Origin of the sequence: Paracoccus onchidii (genome assembly GCF_028294535.1) — a bacterium.
GTDB lineage: Bacteria > Pseudomonadota > Alphaproteobacteria > Rhodobacterales > Rhodobacteraceae > Paracoccus > Paracoccus onchidii.
In genome coordinates this window covers 31,598-50,878 of sequence record NZ_JAQBIE010000003.1, presented here as the reverse complement: position 1 = coordinate 50,878, position 19,281 = coordinate 31,598, and the positions used below count along the sequence as shown (strand labels likewise).

Here is a 19,281-nt window from a genome sequence, read left to right as displayed (position 1 = left end):
GGCCATTCGCCGCCGCGCCCCGGTATCATGGGTTAAAGCAGATCAAAGCGATCCGCGTTCATAACCTTGGCCCAGGCACGGGCAAAGTCCTTCATGAAACGGGCCTGATTGCCATCGCAGGCATAGACTTCGGCCAGGGCTCGAAGCTGTGAATTCGACCCAAAGACCAAGTCGACCCGCGTGCCTGTCCATTTGGCATCGCCCGTGCTGCGATCACGCCCTTCGAAGATGTCCCTGGACCCTTCGACGGGTTTCCATTCGGTGTCCATATCCAGCAGGTTGACGAAGAAATCATTCGTCAACTGACCGGGGCGATCGGTAAAGACGCCATGGCCGGAATTGCCGTGATTGTTGCCCAGCACACGCAATCCGCCGATCAACACGGTCATTTCCGGCGCCGTCAAGGTCAGCAATTGCGCACGATCGACCAGCAGCTTTTCGGTCGGGACGTTGTAATCGGCCTTGAGATAGTTGCGGAACCCGTCGGCCTCGGGTTCGAGGAACTGCATGCCCTCGATGTCGGTCTGATCGTCGCCCGCATCGACGCGTCCGGGTGTGAAGGGCACCTCGATTGCCCCGCCGGCGGCCTGTTCGATCGCGGTACCGCCCGCAAGCACGATCAGATCGGCAAGGGAAACCTGCTTGCCGCCCGTCGCCGAGGCATTGAAATCGGATTGCAGCTTTTCAAGCTGTGCGATTACCCGAGACAATTGCTCGGGCTGGTTTACATCCCAATCCTTTTGGGGCGTCAGGCGGATGCGCGCACCATTCGCGCCGCCACGCTTGTCCGAGCCACGGAACGTGGCCGCGCTGGCCCAGGCGGTCTGCACCAGTTCGGCGGTGGTCAGTCCGCTGCCCAAGATCCGCGATTTGAGATCCGCGATGTCCTGCGCGTCGATTGCGGGGTAGTCTGGCCGGGGCAGGGGGTCTTGCCAAATCAAGTCCTCGGCCGGGACATCAGTGCCCAGATACCGCGCTTTCGGACCCATGTCGCGATGGGTCAGCTTGTACCACGCGCGGGCAAATGCTTCTTTCAGCTCCTCTGGATGTTCGTGGAAACGACGCGAGATCGGTTCATAGATCGGATCCATCCGCATCGCCATATCGGCGGTGGTCATGATGGTCTTGACCTTTGCAGAGGCGTCATCGGCGGCCGGAGCCATGTGATCCTCGCCCACGTCGACGGGCGTCCATTGATGTGCGCCGGCCGGGCTTTTGGTCAATTCCCAGTCATAGCCGAACAGCATGTCGAAATAGCCGTTGTCCCATTGCGTCGGATTCGGCGTCCAGGCACCTTCGATGCCTGAGGTAATGGTATGGCCGCCCTTGCCGCTTTTGAAACTGCTGAGCCAGCCAAGCCCCTGTGCGGCAATATCCGCAGCTTCGGGTTCGGGGCCGACCAGCGCCGCGTCGCCTGCGCCGTGGCATTTGCCGAAGGTGTGGCCCCCTGCTGTCAGCGCGACCGTTTCTTCGTCATTCATCCCCATGCGGCCGAATGTCTCGCGGATGTCGCGGCCCGACGCGACCGGGTCGGGGTTGCCGTCCGGACCTTCGGGATTCACATAGATCAGCCCCATCTGCACCGCGGCCAGGGGGTTTTCCAGATCGCGATCGCCCGAATAGCGGCTGCCGGTCTTGTCGCTGGTGGCCAGCCATTCTTCCTCGGCGCCCCAATAGATGTCTTCTTCGGGTTCCCAGATGTCTTCGCGCCCGCCGCCAAACCCAAAGACCTTGCCGCCCATCGATTCAATGGCGCAATTGCCGGCCATGATCAGCAGATCGGCCCATGACAGGGCGTCGCCGTATTTCTGTTTGATCGGCCACAACAACCGCCGTGCCTTGTCCAGATTGCCATTGTCGGGCCAGCTGTTCAGGGGCGCGAAACGCTGCGACCCGGACGAGGATCCGCCGCGACCGTCCCCGGTGCGATAGGTTCCCGCGCTGTGCCAGGCCATGCGGATAAAGAACGGGCCGTAATGCCCGTAATCTGCGGGCCACCAGTCCTTGCTGTCGGTCATCAGCGCGAACAGGTCTTTCTTGACGGCATCGAGGTCCAGCTTCTGAAACGCGGCCCGATAATCGAAATCATCCCCCATGGGGTTCGACAATGGCGTGTTCTGATGCAGGATTTTCAGGTTCAGCTGGTTTGGCCACCAATCGCGATTGCTGCGACCGTCCAAGCTGACATGGCGTGCACCGCCATGCATGACCGGGCATTTTCCGGCAGGTGTATCATTTCCGTCCATCGTGGCCTCCCATCGGGCTGTTGCTGCGGAACGAGTCTGTCCCAAGGTGATGACCTGAATGTATCAGGGCATTGCCATAGGGGAAAATTGTAGTTTCTGATATTTTCAATAAACAACACTGATATTGCGGTCCTGAAACCTGCTGCACGCCATCGCTCGGGGCGTTGGTGCTGCTGGTATTCATGGTTTTTTGCGGCAATAACCGCGCCGACCTAGAAGGAGATTTTCATGACCCTCAAGACCATGCTGACCGGCGCGCTTTTCGGGTTTGTCGCCGCTGGGGCGGCGCTTCCGGTTCTGGCTGACCAGTTGGCCGACATCCAGGCGGCGGGCAAGATCGTGACAGCCACCGACATGCATTATGCACCTTTCGATATGCTGACCAACGGCACCTATGAGGGCATGACCAAGGATCTGTTTGATGAGGTCAGCAAGGAATTGGGCGTCGAACCGGTCTATCAGGATATTCCCTGGCCCGCCGAGTTGCCCGGGCTTGAGGTCGGCAAGTTCGACATTATCATCGCGCCGGTAACCATCACCGCCGAACGGCAGGAACGCTATACCTTTACGCCGCCGATCGCAGATGCGACGGTGTCGCTGGTCAGATCCGCGCGCAGCGAGGATCTGCAAAAGCCCGAGGATATTGCCGGCAAGACAATCGGCGTCCAGCAAGGCACGGCGCAGTTTCGTCAGCTGGAGGCATTCGGCGAAACCTTGGGCGGGATCAGCATCAAGGAATACGGCACCACCGATGAAGCCTATGCCGATCTGGCCGTGGGGCGATTGGACGCGGTTGCCGGCTCTTTGCCGAATCTGACCTATCTTGTGAAAAACCGCCCCGAGACCTTTGCCCTGTTCGAACCCGCACAATTCGGCGAGCCCACCTATTTCGCCTGGGCGTTGCGCAAAGAGCCCGACAGCGAGGCATTTGCCAAGGCGATCGAGAACGCGATTGCAAAGATGACCGAAGACGGCCGGGTGCAGGCCATTCAGGAAAAATGGCTGGGCACATATACCGAACTGCCATTGACGGCCCCGGCGAGCTGATTTTTGCCGCAGGCGGGGCTTGACCCTGCCTGCGGCTTCGCGCAATCGACGCCCTGATGTTCAGTATCCAGACCTTCATCGACAGTTTCGGCCCGCTGCTGTGGGCCGCGCGATACACGTTGCTGGTATCGGGCCTCGGCATTGCGCTGGGTCTGGTTCTGGGGGCTGCGATATGCGCAGCGGCCTTGTCCCGGAACGCGTGGTTGCGCAAATTCGCGGCGATCTGGGTCAGTTTTCTGCGTGGTGTGCCGCTTTTGGTGCAATTGCTGCTTCTGTATTACCTGTTGCCGGTGGTGGGCATCAATGTGCCGGCGATTGCCGCAGCGGTGATCAGCGTCGGTATCTGTGCCAGCGCCTATATCAGTGAAATCTGGCGGGGCGCGATTGCCGCGCTTCCGCCTGGCCAGACCGAGGCGGCCGAGGCAATCGGCATGTCATCCGGGGATATCTGGACGCGGATCATCCTGCCGCAGGCCGTGGTGATGTCGCTGCCTGCGCTGATCAACGAGCTGATCCTGCTGGTCAAGGCGTCGTCACTTGTTTCGGTGGTCGGCATTCTGGAAATCACGCGCGCCAGCCAGGCACAGGCGGCAACGACATTCCGTCCGCTTGAGGTTTATCTGGCTGCGGCCTGTATCTATCTGGTGATCAACCTGTGCCTTGCGGCTATCGGGCGCTGGCTGGAACACAGGGCGGCGGTGTGATGGATTTCGGGGTGTTGCAGCAATACGGACCGCTTTTGTTGCGCGGTTTCGCAACCACTGTCTTCTGCTGGCTGGTTGGCACCCTTCTGGGGATGGCGTTGGGTCTGCTGATCGCGCTGGCGCAACGCTATGGGGGCAGGCCGCTGCGCTGGATCTTGCAGGCCTATATCGAGGTCATCCGGGGCACGCCCTTTCTGGTTCAGCTTTTCGTTCTGTATTATGGTGGACCGTTGATTGGCCTGCGTCTGGACGCTGTGCCTGCCGGTTTGCTGGGGCTGACGATCTATGGCAGCCCCTATTTTGCCGAGATTTTCCGATCGGGCTTTACTGCGGTTCCGGTCGGGCAGATCGAGGCCGCGCGGGCCATCGGCATGGCCGAGCCGGTCGTTATCCGTCGGATTCTATTGCCGCTGGGATTGGTTTCGGCATTGCCGGCCCTGGTCAATTTTTCGATCATTCTGACCAAGGAAACTGTGATCCTGTCGATCATCACCGTGCCCGAACTGATGTATCAGGTCAGCCGGATGTCGACCGAAACATTCCGCTATCTCGAAGCGAATCTGGTTCTGGCGCTGTTTTTCTGGGGGCTGGTCGAGGCGATCTCACGCTTGGGGCGCCGATTGGAGCGTCGTATTACCAAACATCTGGTTGAAAGGGTCTGAGATGGTTCAGGCATCCGCAGTCGAGATCCGCAAGGTCAACAAGTTCTATGGTCCGTTTCAGGCGCTGAAGGATATTGACCTGTCGATACCTCCGGGCAAGGTGACTTGCCTGATCGGCCCGTCGGGTTCGGGCAAGTCGACGCTGCTGCGATGCATCAATTTTCTCGAACCTTACGAGTCGGGTAAAATCCTGATTGATGGGCAGATGATCGGCTATGATGCGCCGGGCAAGCCGATGTCGGGACGCAGGTTGCGTGATATGCGCCGGTCGATCGGCATGGTGTTCCAACAATTCAATCTGTGGCCGCATATGACGGCCCAGCAGAACGTGGCCGAAGGGCTGATCCGCGTGCGCGGGCTGCGCAAACCCGATGCCGAGGAACGTGCCGCCGAAGCCCTTCGCAAGGTTGGCATGGCCGACAAGATGGGCAATCACCCCGCGCGCCTGTCCGGTGGTCAGCAACAGCGGGTCGCAATCGCCCGCGCCATTGCGATGGAACCCCGGTTGATGTTGTTTGATGAACCGACCAGCGCGCTTGACCCGGAGCTGGTCGGCGAAGTTCTGGGCGTCATGAAGACATTGGCCAGCGAAGGAATGACGATGGTGGTCGTCACCCACGAGATGGGCTTTGCGGCGCATGTCGCCGATCAGGTGGCCTTTCTCGAAGGTGGTGAATTGGTGGCGGTCGATACGCCTTCGACGATCTTGCATCATCCCCGTGACGCGCGGATCAGGGCATTCCTGCGCACCTATCACGAACGCAACGCGTTCTAGTTTCGCGGCCACCGGATTGGCGGATCTAAATCCCGGTATCCTGCGATCCGATGCTGGCACAAGGCGTCCGCAGCCACTATCTGTTGATCAGGATGGGGCGGTCCGGCATGGGTGATATGGACGACAGGCAGCTTGCACGACGAAGGGCAGTCGATGCGTTCGTGGCCCGGCAGTTTGGCATCAGGGGCACGGTCAGATTGCATCGTGCCGCGATCGGTCTGGATTTGCTGCGTGCGCCCGCAAATGTGGCGTTGTCCCCGGTCTTTCTGTTGACCCGCCTGGGCGCGGTGATGCTGGGCGTGCTGCGATTGTGCCGGGCAGCGCGATGGCTGGGCGCGCGGCGGATCTTCCTGCCCTCGGATGTCGGGCGCAGGCTTGACCTGGAGCTGACGGCCTTTCTGGACGGGCTTGTCGAACAAGGCTTGCTGGACAAGCCTGCCCCTAAGGCCATGCGCCGGGCCGTGAGTGGTTATACGGAAACCCGGAACGCGATTGCTGAAATCACCACGTCGGCCATCGTTCTTATCCTGGGCGCGTTCATGTTTCGCGCGACCACGCCGGGGGTCATTTCCCTCGCCGGCCCCATAGCAGAGCTGCGCGCCCGAACCCGCGCGATCGAGGAATTCGCGCTTGGGTCAGGGCTGGGGCGTGTGTGGAACGGGCTTTTCCCGGCCGAACCCTCGACCGCGCAGATCGTGATGACAGGCGTGGGGTTGGCGGTAGCGGCGTCTTTGATCACCACCTTTGCCGGTTTGCTGGCCGATCCGTTGCAACGCTGGAGCGGAACACATCGCCGCCGGATGATGCGGTTGCTGGATCGTCTGGACCGTCAGGCCGCTACCCCGACGCTGGAACGGGAACATGTCCTTGCCCGTGCCGGTGATATTGTCGATGCGTTGATGGTGACATGGCGCGGCCTGCGCTGATCGCGGCCTGATCGTTCAGGTCGGGCGGCGCGCCGATTTTCCGCCACGCCGCTTTTTCAGCAGGGATTTGCGCGCGGGCAGTTGCGCCATGATGTCCCGCCTGGTTTCGGCGGGCATGCTGCCCCAACCGGCGATTTCGTCCAGCGTGCGCAGGCAGCCGACGCAGATCCCTTCATGCGGGTGCATGACGCAGATATTCACGCAAGGGCTTTGAGGTTCATCCCTCGTCCAGATCGGGGTGCTGTCTGCCATGCGAGTGTTTCCTGAAAAGGCATGGATGCCGTGTGCTCAGCCCAGATGCCGCAGCCGGTCCAATGCACCCTGAAGAATATACCCGGCCGCAACCTGATCGATGACTTCGGCGCGTTTGCGGCGTGACGTGTCCGCCTCCAACAGGGCGCGTTCGGCGGCAACGGTGGAAAGCCGTTCGTCCCAGTAGGAAATCGGCAACTGCGTAAGCCCTGACAGGTTTCTGGCAAAGGCACGCGTGGATTGCGCACGCGGACCTTCGCTGCCATCCATGTTGCGCGGCAGGCCCAGGACAATTCCCGCAATGTCACGCTCGGCCACGATCTTCAGCAGTTCGGCCGCGTCCAGCGTGAATTTCTTGCGCCGGATCACCGTCAGCGGTGAAGCCACCTGGCGCATGTTGTCGCTGATGGCGACGCCGATGGTCTTGGTGCCAAGATCGAGGCCGGCCAGCGCCCCAAAGGCGGGCAGTTCGGCGTGGAACGGGGCAAGGTCTTCGTGGATCATTCAAGCAGTCCTGCGTCTTGTGCCGCGGCGCGGATCGGGGCCAGAGCCTCGGCCGAGGCCGCAAAGCGTAGCTGGGCTTCGCCCCAGATGTCGCGTGCATGGTCGGTTTGCCCCAGAATGACCAGCGAGGAAATCAGGCGCGCCCATTCTTGCGGCGTGCCGCCTTCTTCGGCAAGTCTGGTTTCCAGCTGGCTGACCATGTTTTGTATCATATCCTGCCGTTCTTCCGGGCTGAGATCACGGGCGGCAGCGATGCTGTCCTGATCGGGGCCGGGCAGGGTGGGCATGCTGCCGGCCGCAGGCGCGGGGGGTTGGTAATTCGGCTCTCCGGCAAGCCAGGCAAGATCGGGAATGCTGTTGCGGATCGGTCCGATCCATGGCGCATCCTCGGGGCCGGCCTCAAGCAGATCGCGCCAGATCGGGAACGCGCGGTCCGGGCGCCCATTTTGCAGTTGCAACATGCCCAGAAGATAGCGTGCCTGCGGTTGCGACGGGTCTTTTTGCAGCGAACGGGCCAGCACTTCCTCGGCCTGTGGGGTGATCAGCCCACCAGCGGCTTCCATCATCAATGCGGCAAGCTGCATCAGTTCCTGGGCGCTGGCTTCGTCTTGGCGCAGATCGACCAGTTTTTGCTGCGCATCACGCGCGGCGGGAATGTTTCCCAGTCTCATTTCGCTATTGGCCAGCAGGGTCAGGCCCTGAGGGTCGTCGGGCTTTTCCGCAACTGCGCGGCGCAGCTGTTCGACCAGATCAAGATATTCCGGGTCGGCCTCGGCCTCGGTCACGGGCGCGCGGGCGGGCGCCTGCGATTCCGCGGTGGCCTGATCGGGGCGTTCATCATAGGCGCGTTGTGCCTGGGCAATGCGCTCGGCGATCGGCAGGTCCGGCATGCCGGGCGCACCTTCGCGCAGGTACAGCGCGACCGCTCCGCCCGATATGATGGCCATCACCGTGATCGCGGCAATGACGGCGCCTCCCTTTCTTTGGGTCGGTGCATCGGCCATTCTGCGATCGGCATCCAGAATCTTGCGCCCGATCTCGGTGCGCAGACGCTCGGCCTCGTCCGGGGCGATCACTCCCCGTTCCAGATCGCGTTCGACCTCTTGCATCTGATCGCGATAGACCTTCATGTCGAACGAGGCCGCCGGCGCGGTCTCGCCATTGTCGCCACGCTGACGCCAGACAGGGGCAAGAATCGCCACCGCAACAATCAGCAACAGTGCGGCGCAGATAATCCAGAACATCGCATCCCTCCAGTTGCCACACCTGTAATAGGCTTCGCGCCTGTCTGAAAGCGTCGGCTTGCCGCATGGGGCGGAATTTGGGGGCGGTGTCGCGGGTTTCACGCCTTTGTCATGGGATCCGACGATTCCCGGGGCGTCAGAACCGGCAGGATGATTTGCGCCGATGTCGCATTTTGATTTGATCTGCCGCATCATGCCTTGAGCGACATCGGGCCTGCGGCCATTGTGTCGTTAATTTAGCCAGGGGGGATGCCCATGCCGACCGCGCCACGCTCAGGCCGCTATTCCGTTTTCGCCATTGCGCGCGAGGCGTTGCGTCAACATCAGGGCTGGAATCGGGCCTGGGCCAATCCTCAGCCGCGCGATCGCTATCAGGTCGTGATTGTCGGCGCGGGGGGGCATGGCCTGGCCACCGCCTATTACCTTGGCAAGAATTTCGGCATTACCGATGTGGCGGTTATCGAAAAAGGCTGGCTGGGCGGCGGCAATACCGGTCGCAACACCACGATCATCCGGTCGAACTATCTTCAGGATCCATCGGCGGCCATCTATGACAAGGCGCTGAAACTGTATGAAAATCTGTCTCAAGAACTGAACTACAACGTCATGTTCAGCCCGCGCGGGGTGATCATGCTGGCCCAGACCGAACATGAGGTGCGTGGCTACAAGCGCACGGTATATGCCAACAATCTGCAAGGTGTCAGCACCGAATGGATCGACCCCCAGCGCGTCAAGGAACTGGTGCCGATCATCAACCTGGACGGGCCGCGCTATCCGGTTCTGGGGGGATTGCTGCAAGCACGTGGCGGCACGGCGCGCCATGATGCCGTGGCCTGGGGCTATGCCCGCGCCTGTTCGGATATGGGGATGCATATCATCCAGAACTGCGAGGTGACCGGCGTCGAGACCGAAGGCGGTCAGGTGCGCGCCGTCAATACCTCGAAAGGACGAATCGGCTGCGAAAAGCTGGCCATGGTGGTTGCCGGGCATTCCAGCCAGTTGGCCGAGATGGCCGGGTTCCGCCTGCCGATCGAAAGCGTCGCGTTGCAGGCGCTGGTCAGTGAACCGATCAAGCCCTGCATGGATGTGGTGGTGATGGCCAACACCGTCCATGGCTATCTGTCGCAATCGGACAAGGGCGAAATGGTGATTGGTGGCGGCACCGACGGGTTCAACAACTATACCCAGCGCGGCAGCTGGCACCATGTCGAGGAAACCGTCCGCGCGCTGGTCGAGACCTTTCCGATGATCAGCCGCCTGAAGATGCTGCGCCAGTGGGGCGGGATCGTGGATATGACGGGCGACCGCTCGCCCATCCTGTCAACGACGCCGGTCGGGAATGTCTTTGTCAATTGCGGCTGGGGCACCGGTGGGTTCAAGGCGATACCCGGGTCGGGCTGGGCGATGGCGGAACTGGTCGCCAATGGGCAGCCGGGTGCACTTGCTGCAGATTTCGGTCTGAACCGGTTTCGCGAAGGGCGCTTCATTGATGAATCGGTGGCCGCCGGTGTGGCGCATTAGGCGGAGAGTTGCGCATGCAAAACATCGCGGGAACCTTGGCGCGGGCGGTCGGATTGGGTGTTTACCAACCCTATGACCGAAAGGAATTCCGATGGCCGAAGGAAAAAACAACGGATTGTATTTCATCGTCGGTGCGGTCGTTGTCGTGGTCGCATTGCTGTTCTTCTTCATGGCAGGCGGTGACGGCGATGTTGCGACCGATGCCGAGGCGCCTGTCGCCGAGGGGGCAGCACCCGTCGAAGGCATGCCCGCAGATACCGCTCCGGCACAGCCCGAGTCTGCGACACAAGACAACTGATCGCTTCGCAAGCTCATGCGATCTTCCGCGCATGGGCCTGCAACGACACTGGCCGGGGGCAGCCCGTCCCCGGCCTTGTCATGTCTGCATATCATCTGCCCCCATTCTCCAACCGCACAAGGATTCCTGAATGCTGGCCCTGACATGTCCCTGTTGCGGCATCACTGCCGAAGAAACCGAATTTCATCCCGGCGGCGAGGCGCATCTGAAACGCGTCGGACCCGAGGGTGCGGATGATGAATTCGAGGCCTATCTGTTCGCCCGAAAGAACCCGAAGGGCGCCCATATCGAACGTTGGCGCCATTCATATGGCTGTGGAAAATGGTTCCATGTTGCACGTGACACCGCCACCCTGAGGGTTTTCGGCGCATATACGACCCAATCATATGGGCCACCCGAAGACATCGTGAATGCCATCCGCCAATCCTATCCCGACTGGACCTTTGACCGGAACGCTGCCGAATGACACACACGCCTCCTTTCCGCCTGCCTTCGGGTGGCCGCCTTATCGATCGCGCGTTTCAGATCCCGTTCCGCTTTGACGGTCGGACGCTGCGTGGACTGCAGGGTGATTCCCTGGCTTCGGCGCTGTTGTCGAATGGCCAGATGATGATGGGGCGGTCGTTCAAGTATCATCGGCCACGCGGTCCCGTTGCCAGCGGCGCAGAGGAGCCCAATGCCCTGTTCGGTCTGGGGCAGGGGGGACGCTTCGAACCCAACCAACGTGCGACCACAACGTCGCTGGTGCCGGGTATGGCCCTGAAAAGCCAGAACTGCTGGCCGTCGCTGGATGCCGATATCGGTGCGGTCAATAACTGGTTGTCGCCGATGCTGCCGGCGGGGTTCTATTACAAAACCTTTATCCATCCGCGGCCCTTCTGGAAACATGTGTTCGAGCCGATCATCCGGCGCAGTGCCGGTCTTGGCGCCGCGCCGACCGAGGCCGATCCTGATCGATATGAACAGGCTTATGCCCATGCCGATCTGGTCGTTGTCGGGGGTGGAATTGCAGGGTTGGGTGCCGCCGTCGAGGCCGCAAGGAACGGCCAGACGGTCGTTGTGCTGGAACAGGACCCGGTGTGGGGCGGACGCAGCCCGGTCGATCATCCCGAAGGTCAGGCCCGGATCGATGCGTTGTTGGCGGATTTGCGGGCCATGCCGAATGTGACCATGCGTCGCAATACGATGGCGACCGGTCTGTATGATCATGGCTATCTTCTGGCCCGCGAGGCGCTTGCCGACCATGATCCCCAACAAGGTATTCCGCGTCAGCGCCTGTGGAGGATCAGGGCGGGGCATGTCATCGTGGCGACCGGTGCTTTGGAACGTCCGCTCAGCTTCGCCTGCAATGATGTTCCGGGCGTGATGCTGGCATCGGCTGCGCGTGACTTTATCGCAAACTATGGTGTGGCGCCGGGGCAAAGGATCGTGGTGGTCACGAATAATGACGACGCATATCGCACCGCGCTGGTGGCGCATGATGCCGGACTGGATGTGGCGGCGGTCATTGATGCGCGCAATGTCGCGGATGGCGATCTGCCTCAGGCCGTGCGTGCCCGCAACATCGCGGTTCTGACCGGCAGCGCAATCGCCAAGGTAAAAGGCGGGCGGCATGTCGAAGCGGTCGTGCTGTGCGATCAGGCCGGCGATGGCAAGCCGACCGGCGCAATCGATTGTGATGTCGTGGCCATGTCGGGCGGCTGGTCGCCGGTCGTGCATCTATGGAGCCATTGCGGCGGCAAATTGCTGTGGGATAAGGATCAGGCGATGTTCCGCCCGAATTCCGAACGCCCGCCGCTGGGGGGCGATGGTCGCGGCAATGTGACGGCGGTTGGCGCCGCGAATGGCGAGCTGCGCTGCGCGGGCAACCTTGAACGGCGCGAAGCTGCGACCAGGCCCGTCTGGTGCATGCCGCAAGGTGCGCCCTACAAGCTGCGCTCGAAGATGTGGCTTGATTATCAAAACGACGTCAAGGTCAGCGATGTCGAACTGGCCGCCCGCGAAGGCTATGTCAGTGTGGAACATACCAAGCGCTACACGACGCTTGGCATGGCAACCGACCAGGGGAAGGTCAGCAATATCAACGGGCTTGCGGTGCTGTCCAAGGCGCTTGACCAACCCATTCCGGCAACCGGGACGACAACTTTCCGGCCGCCATATACACCGCTGACACTGGCCACGATCGCCGCTGATGCACGCGCCGATACGTTTCAACCACTGCGCAAGACCCCGATGCATTCCTGGCATGAACACCATGGAGCGTCCTGGGAGCCGGTGGGTCAATGGCGGCGCGCCTATTGCTATTGCGCCGCGGGCGAAGATCGGCATGCGGCGGTCAATCGCGAAATCAAGGCTGTGCGACAAGGGGTCGGCACATTGGATGCCTCGACCCTTGGCAAGATTGTCGTCAAGGGGCCTGATGCCGGGCGCTTCCTTGACATGATGTATACCAACATGATGTCCACCCTGCCGGTCGGGCGCTGCCGGTACGGGTTGATGTGCAATGAAAACGGCTTTCTGATGGATGATGGCGTGGTGGTGCGCCTGACCGAAGATACCTGGCTGTGCCACACCACGACCGGCGGCGCGGATCACATCCATGGCCATATGGAAGACTGGCTGCAATGCGAATGGTGGGACTGGCAGGTTTACACCGCCAACGTGACCGAGCAATGGGCGCAGATTGCCGTCGCCGGACCTCAGGCGCGCCAGCTCTTGCAGCGGCTATCGGGCAGCTTTGATCTGTCGCAGGATGCGTTGCCCTTCATGTCTTGGGGCGAAGGCGAAATCGCTGATATTCCGGCGCGGGTCTATCGGATCAGCTTTTCGGGCGAACTTAGCTATGAAATCGCGGTGCCCGCCAATCGCGGATTGGAGCTGTGGGAAAAACTGCACGAGGTCGGGCGCGATCTGGGCATCACGCCTTACGGAACCGAAGCCATGCATGTCATGCGGGCCGAGAAGGGCTTTATCATGATCGGGGATGAAACGGACGGCACGATCATTCCGCAGGATCTGGGCCTTGGCTGGGCGATCTCGAAGAAGAAGACCGATTATATCGGCAAGCGGGCGCAGTCGCGCAGCCATATGACAGATCGGTCGCGCTGGCAGCTGGTCGGGTTGGAAAGTCTGGACGGCCGGGTCATTCCTGACGGTGCCTGTGCGGTGGACGAAGGGGTGAACGCGAATGGTCAGCGCAAGACACAGGGGCGCGTGACCTCTAGCTATCATTCGCCGACGCTTGGGCATCCGATTGCCATGGCCCTGGTGCGCCACGGTCCCGAACGCATGGGGCAGGTGCTGGAGTTTCCCCTGCCATCAGGAGAGGTGTTGAAGGGGCGGATCGTGGATCCGGTCTTTTATGACAAGGAAGGGAGCCGTCTGAATGGCTGAGGCATTGGCAACCATTCGCCGTGTGGAAGGCATGGGCATGATCACGCTGCGCGGTGCGCTGGAACAGATCGGCCCCGTTGTCAGCGACGTAACAGGCATTGCCCTGCCGGAATGCCGCAAGATCACCGGGGCGGGGGATCGGCAGCTGGGCTGGATGTCGCCTGATGAATTGCTGTGCGTCATGCCGGTTGCGGATCTGCCCGCGATACTTGCGGCATTGCAAGACGGGCTGACCGATCGGCATGCGTTGGTTCTGGACATGTCGGATGCGCGGGTGATCTATGACATCATCGGGGCGCATGCCGAGGATGTATTGGCCAAGCTGAGCCCCGCGGATCTCGGGGCGGTTGGGTCAGACGATCTGCGCCGCAGCCGTGCCGCGCAGACGGCGGCCGCGTTCTGGCGCATCGAGTCCGGGTTTCGGGTCATCGGGTTTCGCTCGACCGCTGATTATCTGGGGGCGTTGTTGCACAACGCCGCGATGCCGGGCAGCCAGTTGGCCCCGCGCTGAGGCGAGGTCGTTTCGAAAGATGGGGCGCGGCGGGTCGGAACCGGTCTGCCCCCCTTGCGTTGACCCGGCGAATGCGGGACTGTGCGCCCGGATATACGGAGCGAACCTTTCAGAAAGGAGAGGACAATGGCTTTTACCCTTCCCGATCTTCCTTACGCACATGATGCGCTGGCTGCAGGCGGCATGTCCAAGGAGACGCTGGAATTCCACCATGACATCCACCACAAAGCCTATGTCGACAACGGCAACAAGCTGATCGCCGGCACCGAATGGGAAGGCAAGTCGCTGGAAGACATCGTCAAGGGGACCTATCAGGCGGGTGCCGTGGCGCAGAATGGTATTTTCAACAATGCCAGCCAGCATTGGAACCACACCCAATTCTGGGAAATGATGGGTCCGAACCCGGGCGCAATGCCGGGCGAGCTGGAAAAGGCGCTGACCGAATCCTTTGGCTCGGTTGACAAGTTCAAGGAAGAATTTGCTGCAGCAGGTGCCGGACAGTTCGGTTCGGGCTGGTGCTGGCTGGTCAAGGACAGCGATGGCAGCCTCAAGGTCACCAAGACCGAGAATGGCGTGAATCCGCTGTGCTTTGGCCAAACCGCGTTGCTGGGCTGCGATGTCTGGGAGCATTCCTACTATATCGATTTCCGCAACAAGCGTCCGGCCTATCTGACCAACTTCCTCGAGAAACTGGTCAACTGGGAAAACGTCGCTTCGCGCATGTAAGGCGCAAGACAGTTTGCATGCAATTTACGTCCGCCAGTGTCAGACTGGCGGACGTATTTTTTTGCTGATCCATAAGGTTATGGCAGCACTTCATCCGTGATTCGAATGTCAACGCCCTGTGAAGACGGGGCGCTGCGGCTAAAGCGAATGAACGCAAGACAACCGCACCAAGCGCCCGAACAGGATCGCAGGTTTTACTTGATCTTGGGGGAAATGGTGGGCGACCCTGGAATCGAACCAGGCATGGGTCTCCCCGGCGGAGTTACAGTCCGCTGCCGCACCTTGCAGCACGTCGCCCGCCGATCGCCGTCGGCGTGGGGCGTGATTAACTGCACCGAAAGGGGGCGTCAAGCGGATTTCTGGGACTTGCGTCAAAGCTTTTGCACGCGCACAGAGAGGGGGCGAGATAAGGATGGCAAAATGGCTGAGAATTCGGGCAAGAACAGGAAACCCGCTTGGGTGATCGACAAGGAACGGGCACGCAGGGCGGGGGCGGCTGAAACCGTGTGGCTGTTCGGTTTGCATGCGGTTCGCGATGCCCTGACCAATCCCCGGCGCGAGAAATTGCGACTGGTCGTCACGCGCAATGCGGTGGATCGGCTGGGTGATCTGTATGGGATGACGCCCGAGATTACGGACCCCCGGGTGTTTGGCAAGACCGTCCCGCTATCTCCTGACAGCGTTCATCAGGGCGCGGCGCTGGAAGTGCGCCCGCTGAAATGGGGAAGCCTCAGCGAAGTCGCTTTGCGCGAGGCGCCGGGCGAAACCCGGCCGCTTCTGGTCGCGCTGGATCGCGTCACCGATCCGCACAATATCGGCGCGATATTGCGCTCGGCCGAGGTCTTTGGCGCCCGTGCGGTGATCGCCCCGTCGCGTCATTCGGCCCCCGAAACCGGTGCTTTGGCCAAGACGGCTTCGGGCGCATTGGAGCGGCAGCCATATCTGCGTGTCCCCAATCTGGCCGAAGCCCTGACGCAACTGAAGAACATGGGCTTCATTCTGGTCGGGCTGGATGGGCAGGCGGAGCGAACCTTGCCGCAGGTCATGGATGACCTGTCAGGGCGCGCGATTTGTCTGGTCATGGGGGCCGAGGGGCCCGGGATGCGCGATCTGACCACGAAGAGTTGCGATCATCTGGCGCGGATTCCGTTTGCGGCGGATTTCGGCTCGTTGAACGTGTCGAACGCGGCGGCGGTGGCGTTGTTTGCTGCGGCGAACGGATAAGTTCACATCCCCGCGAAGCCATGCATCGATTCGTTGAGAATCGCGGCAAAGGCTGCCATGCATGAAGATCAGTTCCCCGTCGGTCCGCCATGAAACATCTTGCCTTTCCATTTCTGCTTTCACTGTCCACCACCCTTCCGGCTGCGGCCGAGGACTGGGCGGTCGGCGGTTATGATGTGGTGGCCTATTCGGATCGCGGCCATCCAATCGCAGGGCGGCGCGATATTGCAACCATGTGGCACGGCAAGCTGTGGTATTTCGCGAATGAGGAAAATCGCGCCCGGTTCGAATCGGACCCACGTGGTTACGCGCCCGCTTTTGGTGGCCTGTGCCCGGTCAGCCTTGCCGAAGGCCGGCGCGAGGCCGGAGATCCCGATCATTTCATGGTTATCGGGAGCCGTTTGTATCTGATGCGATCAGGTGTCGCTGAAAGGCGAATCAAGACCGAACCGCGGTCAATCCTTTCAAAAGCGCAGAAAAGCTGGTCGGGGATGCGTTGATTCCATTGCGCGAATGTTCGCGTTTTGTTATCACAAAATTGCGATCACTCTGGAACTTTTGACGGGTGATGCACATTTGTCTCTCAGGACATGACCCCGGAACGGTCATGTTCGGATCACTGTCCCTCGTTCCGCGACTTGCGCCCGGCCAGGAATCTGGACCGGGCGCCTTTTCTATGCAAGGGTGCGCGCAACCTATGGCTGAGGAGGGGAGGCCCGCCATGCAGATCGACCTTGATGACGATACCGGAATCGCAAATATCGCCCGGATGGTGAAGGTAATCGCGATGGTTGGGTCGTCACCGAAGGAAGCGCGACCCAGCTGGGGCGTGACCCGATTTCTTCAGGCGCAGGGGTATCGTGTGATTCCCGTCAATCCCGGTCATGATGGCGCGATGATTCTGGGTGAGCGGGTCTATGCCAGCCTGTCCGACATTCCCCGCGAGGCTGGCGTTCAGATGGTGGATATCTTTCGTCGGTCCGAAGCCGTGGGCGATATCGTGGATGAGGCCTTGTCCACCCTGCCGGACCTGCAGGTGATCTGGACACAGCTGGGGGTCAGAGATGACGCCGCCGCTGCACGCGCACGCGCACGTGGCATTACCGTCGTGCAGGATCGCTGCCCCAAGATCGAGTTCCCGCGCTACTTGTAGCTTTGCCGGTAATCGCTCACGGATTCGACCCTTTCCGGCAAAAGCCCGCATGAATGCAGAGCACCCGCCATTCTTGCGGGGTAAGTCCACAACGCAGCCCAATCCATGGGATCAAACAATCAGCGCCCCCGTATGCGCGGGTCCATCGCATCGCGCAGCCCGTCCCCGATGTAATTGACGCATAGCACCGTCAACGAGATGAACAGCCCCGGCAATATCACCCGGCTGGGATAAAGAACCATCTGATCGACCGCATCGAACAGCAACCGCCCCCAGGTCGGAAAATCGGGCGGAAATCCAAGCCCGAGAAAGCTCAGTGCGCTTTCGGTGATGATGGCGGTCGCGATCCCCAGCGTTGCCGCAACCATGATAGGGGACAGCACATTGGGCAACACATGCCGCAGGATCATGCGGCGCGACGATGTGCCGATCGATCGGGCGGCAAGAATGAACTCGCGCTCTTTGAGGCCCAGAACATCGCCCCGCACGATCCGCGCCGACTGCATCCAGCTGGTCGCGCCGATGGCGGATACGATCAGGATGAATATGCCCATCGCCGGGCCAAATGTCTTGGACAGCGGTTCGCGGAACAACGTGACCATCAACAGCAGCAAAGGCAACAGCGGCAGCGCCAGGAACAGCTCGGTCAGGCGCATCAGCGGTGCGTCAAGGCGTCTGAAATAGCCCGACATCAACCCGACAAAACTGCCAAGCGTGATTGCGATGGTCATGGCCGTCAGCCCCACCGCGATCGAAACCCGGCCCCCGGCCATGAGCCGCGCCAGAATATCGCGGCCCAGCTGATCCGTTCCCAGCGGATGCGCGGCGACGAAACCTGAATTTCGCGCCCGGATATCCACATAGGTCGGATCAATCGTCCACAGATAGGGGCCCACCGAAACGAACAACAGGATGCCCACGAAAAGGATCAACGCGATCACGGCGCCGCGATGACTGCGAAACTGTCGCCAGACATCGCGCCACTGGCTGCGGGTTTCACCGATCATTTCGGGCTCGATGGGCATGGTGGCGGGGATGTCGCTTATCCTGTCTGCATCCGAACGGCGCGGCATGTCTGAATCAGTCATAGCGGATCCTCGGGTCCAGAATGCCATACAGGATGTCTGCAATCAGGGTGAAGGCGACGATGAGGATCGCAAAGATGAAGGTCAGCGTCAGAACCATCGGGATGTCATTGGCGTGAATTGCACTGATCAGCAATTGGCCCAGGCCGTTCACCTTGAAGACCTGTTCAGTGATGATCGCGCCGCCAAATACCGTGGGCAGCCCAAGCGCGATCACGGTGATCACCGGGATCAGGCTGTTGCGCAACACATGTTTCAAAACGACCTTGCGTTCGCCCAGCCCCTTGGCCCGTGCCGTGCGGACATAGTCCTGTCCAAGATTGTCTAGCATGGATGCCCGCATGAAACGGCTGATCTGGGCGGCATTGTACAAGGCCAGAACGGTGACCGGCATGACCATCTGACGGATCTGCGCGACAAGGCTGTCCCAGTCGCGCACCTGCAACGTGGTGTCATAGACCGATGGGAACCATTGCAGCTTGACCCCGAAAATGATGATCAGCACGACCCCTGTGAAGAAGGTCGGCATTGAAAACCCGATCATCGACACAAAGGTGCCCAGCTGATCGAACCAGCTATATTGTTTATAGGCGGACAGGATGCCGATCGGGATCGCGATCAGGATGCCGACCAGATAGGACATGCCGACAACGGTCAGTGTCTGAGGCAGACGTTGCGCAATGACGTCAAACACCGGGCTACGCGACTGAAAGCTGATGATGCGCTGCGCATCCTGGCTGAAATCCGTGCCAAACACCTGATCCCACCAGTAGACTGGCTCGACCCAGAAAAACTGTTTCAGCCAAAGGGCATAGCGAATGTACCACGCCTGCCCAAGGCCCAATGCCTCGCGCATCTTTTCCTTGACCTCGGGGGGGATGGTCAGGGGCACATTCCCCAAGGGATCGCCCGGCGATGCCTCGAGCAACAGGAAAATGACCAATGAGATGAACAACAGCGTCGGAATGGCCAACAGCAACCGGCGGATCGCGAAATTCAGCATATGGACC

Annotated in this window: 20 protein-coding genes and 1 tRNA gene; 14 read left to right on the top strand and 7 right to left on the bottom strand. The window is 60.8% G+C overall.

From position 1 onward, the window contains the following. Nucleotides 1-32: 32 nt before the first annotated feature. Complete coding sequence (gene katG / locus PAF17_RS02975; RefSeq protein WP_271887598.1) at nt 33-2,246, bottom strand: catalase/peroxidase HPI; 2,214 nt, start codon at nt 2,244-2,246, stop codon at nt 33-35. Between the two features lie 228 nt (nt 2,247-2,474). Here katG and PAF17_RS02970 point away from each other — a divergent pair, with 228 nt between their 5' ends. The 5 genes from PAF17_RS02970 to PAF17_RS02950 are packed head-to-tail and all read left to right on the top strand — an operon-like array spanning nt 2,475 to nt 6,360. Further along, nucleotides 2,475-3,293 (top strand): transporter substrate-binding domain-containing protein, encoded by an 819-nt coding sequence (locus tag PAF17_RS02970; RefSeq protein WP_271887597.1) that lies wholly within the window; start codon nt 2,475-2,477, stop codon nt 3,291-3,293. A gap of 56 nt (nt 3,294-3,349) precedes the next feature. Continuing rightward, nucleotides 3,350-3,997, top strand: coding sequence for an amino acid ABC transporter permease (locus PAF17_RS02965; protein WP_271887596.1), 648 nt, complete (start codon nt 3,350-3,352; stop codon nt 3,995-3,997). Further along, nucleotides 3,997-4,659, top strand: a complete 663-nt coding sequence (locus PAF17_RS02960) for an amino acid ABC transporter permease (protein ID WP_271887595.1) — start codon at nt 3,997-3,999, stop codon at nt 4,657-4,659. Before PAF17_RS02965 ends, PAF17_RS02960 begins: the two co-directional genes overlap by 1 nt. 1 nt (nt 4,660) lies before the next feature. Then, on the top strand, nt 4,661-5,434 hold the full coding sequence (locus tag PAF17_RS02955; RefSeq protein ID WP_271887594.1) for an amino acid ABC transporter ATP-binding protein: 774 nt from the start codon (nt 4,661-4,663) through the stop codon (nt 5,432-5,434). Between the two features lie 50 nt (nt 5,435-5,484). Further along, complete coding sequence (locus PAF17_RS02950) at nt 5,485-6,360, top strand: DUF6635 family protein (RefSeq protein WP_271887593.1); 876 nt, start codon at nt 5,485-5,487, stop codon at nt 6,358-6,360. Between the two features lie 15 nt (nt 6,361-6,375). On the opposite strand, the gene PAF17_RS02945 is transcribed toward PAF17_RS02950, so the two are convergent. Genes PAF17_RS02945 through ccmI form a run of 3 tightly spaced genes read right to left on the bottom strand, consistent with a single transcriptional unit; the run spans nt 6,376 to nt 8,360 of the window. Continuing rightward, nucleotides 6,376-6,612 carry a DUF1289 domain-containing protein gene (locus tag PAF17_RS02945; protein ID WP_271887592.1) on the bottom strand — a complete coding sequence of 79 codons (237 nt, stop codon included), beginning with the start codon at nt 6,610-6,612 and terminating at the stop codon, nt 6,376-6,378. Nucleotides 6,613-6,648: 36 nt separating this feature from the next. Then, nucleotides 6,649-7,116: a Holliday junction resolvase RuvX gene (ruvX, locus tag PAF17_RS02940; protein ID WP_271887591.1), complete on the bottom strand. Its 468-nt coding sequence runs from the start codon at nt 7,114-7,116 to the stop codon at nt 6,649-6,651. Further along, on the bottom strand, nt 7,113-8,360 hold the full coding sequence (ccmI, locus tag PAF17_RS02935; RefSeq protein ID WP_271887590.1) for a c-type cytochrome biogenesis protein CcmI: 1,248 nt from the start codon (nt 8,358-8,360) through the stop codon (nt 7,113-7,115). The genes ruvX and ccmI overlap by 4 nt, the downstream gene beginning before the upstream one ends. Before the next feature lie 255 nt (nt 8,361-8,615). Between ccmI and PAF17_RS02930 the strand changes: the two genes are divergently transcribed. The 6 genes from PAF17_RS02930 (at nt 8,616) to PAF17_RS02905 (ending at nt 14,809) form a co-directional block, all read left to right on the top strand. Then, the gene (locus tag PAF17_RS02930) at nt 8,616-9,881 is read left to right on the top strand and encodes a sarcosine oxidase subunit beta family protein (RefSeq protein ID WP_271887589.1); all 1,266 of its coding nucleotides are present in this window, start codon (nt 8,616-8,618) and stop codon (nt 9,879-9,881) included. 91 nt (nt 9,882-9,972) lie between these two features. After that, nucleotides 9,973-10,179: a hypothetical protein gene (locus PAF17_RS02925; RefSeq protein ID WP_271887588.1), complete on the top strand. Its 207-nt coding sequence runs from the start codon at nt 9,973-9,975 to the stop codon at nt 10,177-10,179. A 130-nt stretch (nt 10,180-10,309) separates the two neighbouring features. Further along, a complete protein-coding gene (locus PAF17_RS02920; protein ID WP_271887587.1) occupies nt 10,310-10,645 on the top strand; it encodes a sarcosine oxidase subunit delta in 336 nt (111 codons plus the stop codon). Next, nucleotides 10,642-13,572 (top strand): sarcosine oxidase subunit alpha family protein, encoded by a 2,931-nt coding sequence (locus tag PAF17_RS02915; RefSeq protein ID WP_271887586.1) that lies wholly within the window; start codon nt 10,642-10,644, stop codon nt 13,570-13,572. The genes PAF17_RS02920 and PAF17_RS02915 overlap by 4 nt, the downstream gene beginning before the upstream one ends. Then, a complete protein-coding gene (locus PAF17_RS02910; protein WP_271887585.1) occupies nt 13,565-14,083 on the top strand; it encodes a sarcosine oxidase subunit gamma in 519 nt (172 codons plus the stop codon). The genes PAF17_RS02915 and PAF17_RS02910 overlap by 8 nt, the downstream gene beginning before the upstream one ends. 126 nt (nt 14,084-14,209) lie before the next feature. After that, nucleotides 14,210-14,809, top strand: a complete 600-nt coding sequence (locus PAF17_RS02905) for a superoxide dismutase (RefSeq protein ID WP_271887584.1) — start codon at nt 14,210-14,212, stop codon at nt 14,807-14,809. A gap of 214 nt (nt 14,810-15,023) precedes the next feature. On the opposite strand, the gene PAF17_RS02900 is transcribed toward PAF17_RS02905, so the two are convergent. Then, nucleotides 15,024-15,107 (bottom strand) — tRNA-Tyr (locus tag PAF17_RS02900). Between the two features lie 122 nt (nt 15,108-15,229). Between PAF17_RS02900 and rlmB the strand changes: the two genes are divergently transcribed. From rlmB to PAF17_RS02885, 3 genes are all read left to right on the top strand, one after another. Further along, nucleotides 15,230-16,033 (top strand): 23S rRNA (guanosine(2251)-2'-O)-methyltransferase RlmB, encoded by an 804-nt coding sequence (gene rlmB, locus PAF17_RS02895; RefSeq protein WP_271887583.1) that lies wholly within the window; start codon nt 15,230-15,232, stop codon nt 16,031-16,033. Between the two features lie 89 nt (nt 16,034-16,122). Beyond that, a complete protein-coding gene (locus PAF17_RS02890; protein ID WP_271887582.1) occupies nt 16,123-16,533 on the top strand; it encodes a YHS domain-containing (seleno)protein in 411 nt (136 codons plus the stop codon). Between the two features lie 221 nt (nt 16,534-16,754). Further along, entirely contained in the window at nt 16,755-17,186 is a 432-nt protein-coding gene (locus PAF17_RS02885; RefSeq protein ID WP_271887581.1) for a CoA-binding protein, read from the top strand. Between the two features lie 119 nt (nt 17,187-17,305). Here the strand turns inward: PAF17_RS02885 and PAF17_RS02880 are convergent, their stop codons facing one another. Together PAF17_RS02880 and PAF17_RS02875 are read right to left on the bottom strand one after the other, a co-directional pair. Beyond that, entirely contained in the window at nt 17,306-18,274 is a 969-nt protein-coding gene (locus PAF17_RS02880) for an ABC transporter permease (protein ID WP_408636360.1), read from the bottom strand. Further along, nucleotides 18,267-19,274, bottom strand: a complete 1,008-nt coding sequence (locus PAF17_RS02875; RefSeq protein ID WP_271887766.1) for an ABC transporter permease — start codon at nt 19,272-19,274, stop codon at nt 18,267-18,269. Before PAF17_RS02875 ends, PAF17_RS02880 begins: the two co-directional genes overlap by 8 nt. Nucleotides 19,275-19,281 lie beyond the last annotated feature (7 nt).

Excerpts from the sequence above, each read along its gene's own strand:
- katG (WP_271887598.1), bottom strand. The coding sequence starts at position 2,246 with ATGGACGGAAATGATACACCTGCCGGAAAATGCCCGGTCATGCATGGC.
- PAF17_RS02970 (WP_271887597.1), top strand. The coding sequence starts at position 2,475 with ATGACCCTCAAGACCATGCTGACCGGCGCGCTTTTCGGGTTTGTCGCC.
- PAF17_RS02965 (WP_271887596.1), top strand. The coding sequence starts at position 3,350 with ATGTTCAGTATCCAGACCTTCATCGACAGTTTCGGCCCGCTGCTGTGG.
- PAF17_RS02960 (WP_271887595.1), top strand. The coding sequence starts at position 3,997 with ATGGATTTCGGGGTGTTGCAGCAATACGGACCGCTTTTGTTGCGCGGT.
- PAF17_RS02955 (WP_271887594.1), top strand. The coding sequence starts at position 4,661 with ATGGTTCAGGCATCCGCAGTCGAGATCCGCAAGGTCAACAAGTTCTAT.
- PAF17_RS02950 (WP_271887593.1), top strand. The coding sequence starts at position 5,485 with ATGCTGGCACAAGGCGTCCGCAGCCACTATCTGTTGATCAGGATGGGG.
- PAF17_RS02945 (WP_271887592.1), bottom strand. The coding sequence starts at position 6,612 with ATGGCAGACAGCACCCCGATCTGGACGAGGGATGAACCTCAAAGCCCT.
- ruvX (WP_271887591.1), bottom strand. The coding sequence starts at position 7,116 with ATGATCCACGAAGACCTTGCCCCGTTCCACGCCGAACTGCCCGCCTTT.
- ccmI (WP_271887590.1), bottom strand. The coding sequence starts at position 8,360 with ATGTTCTGGATTATCTGCGCCGCACTGTTGCTGATTGTTGCGGTGGCG.
- PAF17_RS02930 (WP_271887589.1), top strand. The coding sequence starts at position 8,616 with ATGCCGACCGCGCCACGCTCAGGCCGCTATTCCGTTTTCGCCATTGCG.
- PAF17_RS02925 (WP_271887588.1), top strand. The coding sequence starts at position 9,973 with ATGGCCGAAGGAAAAAACAACGGATTGTATTTCATCGTCGGTGCGGTC.
- PAF17_RS02920 (WP_271887587.1), top strand. The coding sequence starts at position 10,310 with ATGCTGGCCCTGACATGTCCCTGTTGCGGCATCACTGCCGAAGAAACC.
- PAF17_RS02915 (WP_271887586.1), top strand. The coding sequence starts at position 10,642 with ATGACACACACGCCTCCTTTCCGCCTGCCTTCGGGTGGCCGCCTTATC.
- PAF17_RS02910 (WP_271887585.1), top strand. The coding sequence starts at position 13,565 with ATGGCTGAGGCATTGGCAACCATTCGCCGTGTGGAAGGCATGGGCATG.
- PAF17_RS02905 (WP_271887584.1), top strand. The coding sequence starts at position 14,210 with ATGGCTTTTACCCTTCCCGATCTTCCTTACGCACATGATGCGCTGGCT.
- rlmB (WP_271887583.1), top strand. The coding sequence starts at position 15,230 with ATGGCTGAGAATTCGGGCAAGAACAGGAAACCCGCTTGGGTGATCGAC.
- PAF17_RS02890 (WP_271887582.1), top strand. The coding sequence starts at position 16,123 with ATGAAACATCTTGCCTTTCCATTTCTGCTTTCACTGTCCACCACCCTT.
- PAF17_RS02885 (WP_271887581.1), top strand. The coding sequence starts at position 16,755 with ATGCAGATCGACCTTGATGACGATACCGGAATCGCAAATATCGCCCGG.
- PAF17_RS02880 (WP_408636360.1), bottom strand. The coding sequence starts at position 18,274 with ATGACTGATTCAGACATGCCGCGCCGTTCGGATGCAGACAGGATAAGC.
- PAF17_RS02875 (WP_271887766.1), bottom strand. The coding sequence starts at position 19,274 with ATGCTGAATTTCGCGATCCGCCGGTTGCTGTTGGCCATTCCGACGCTG.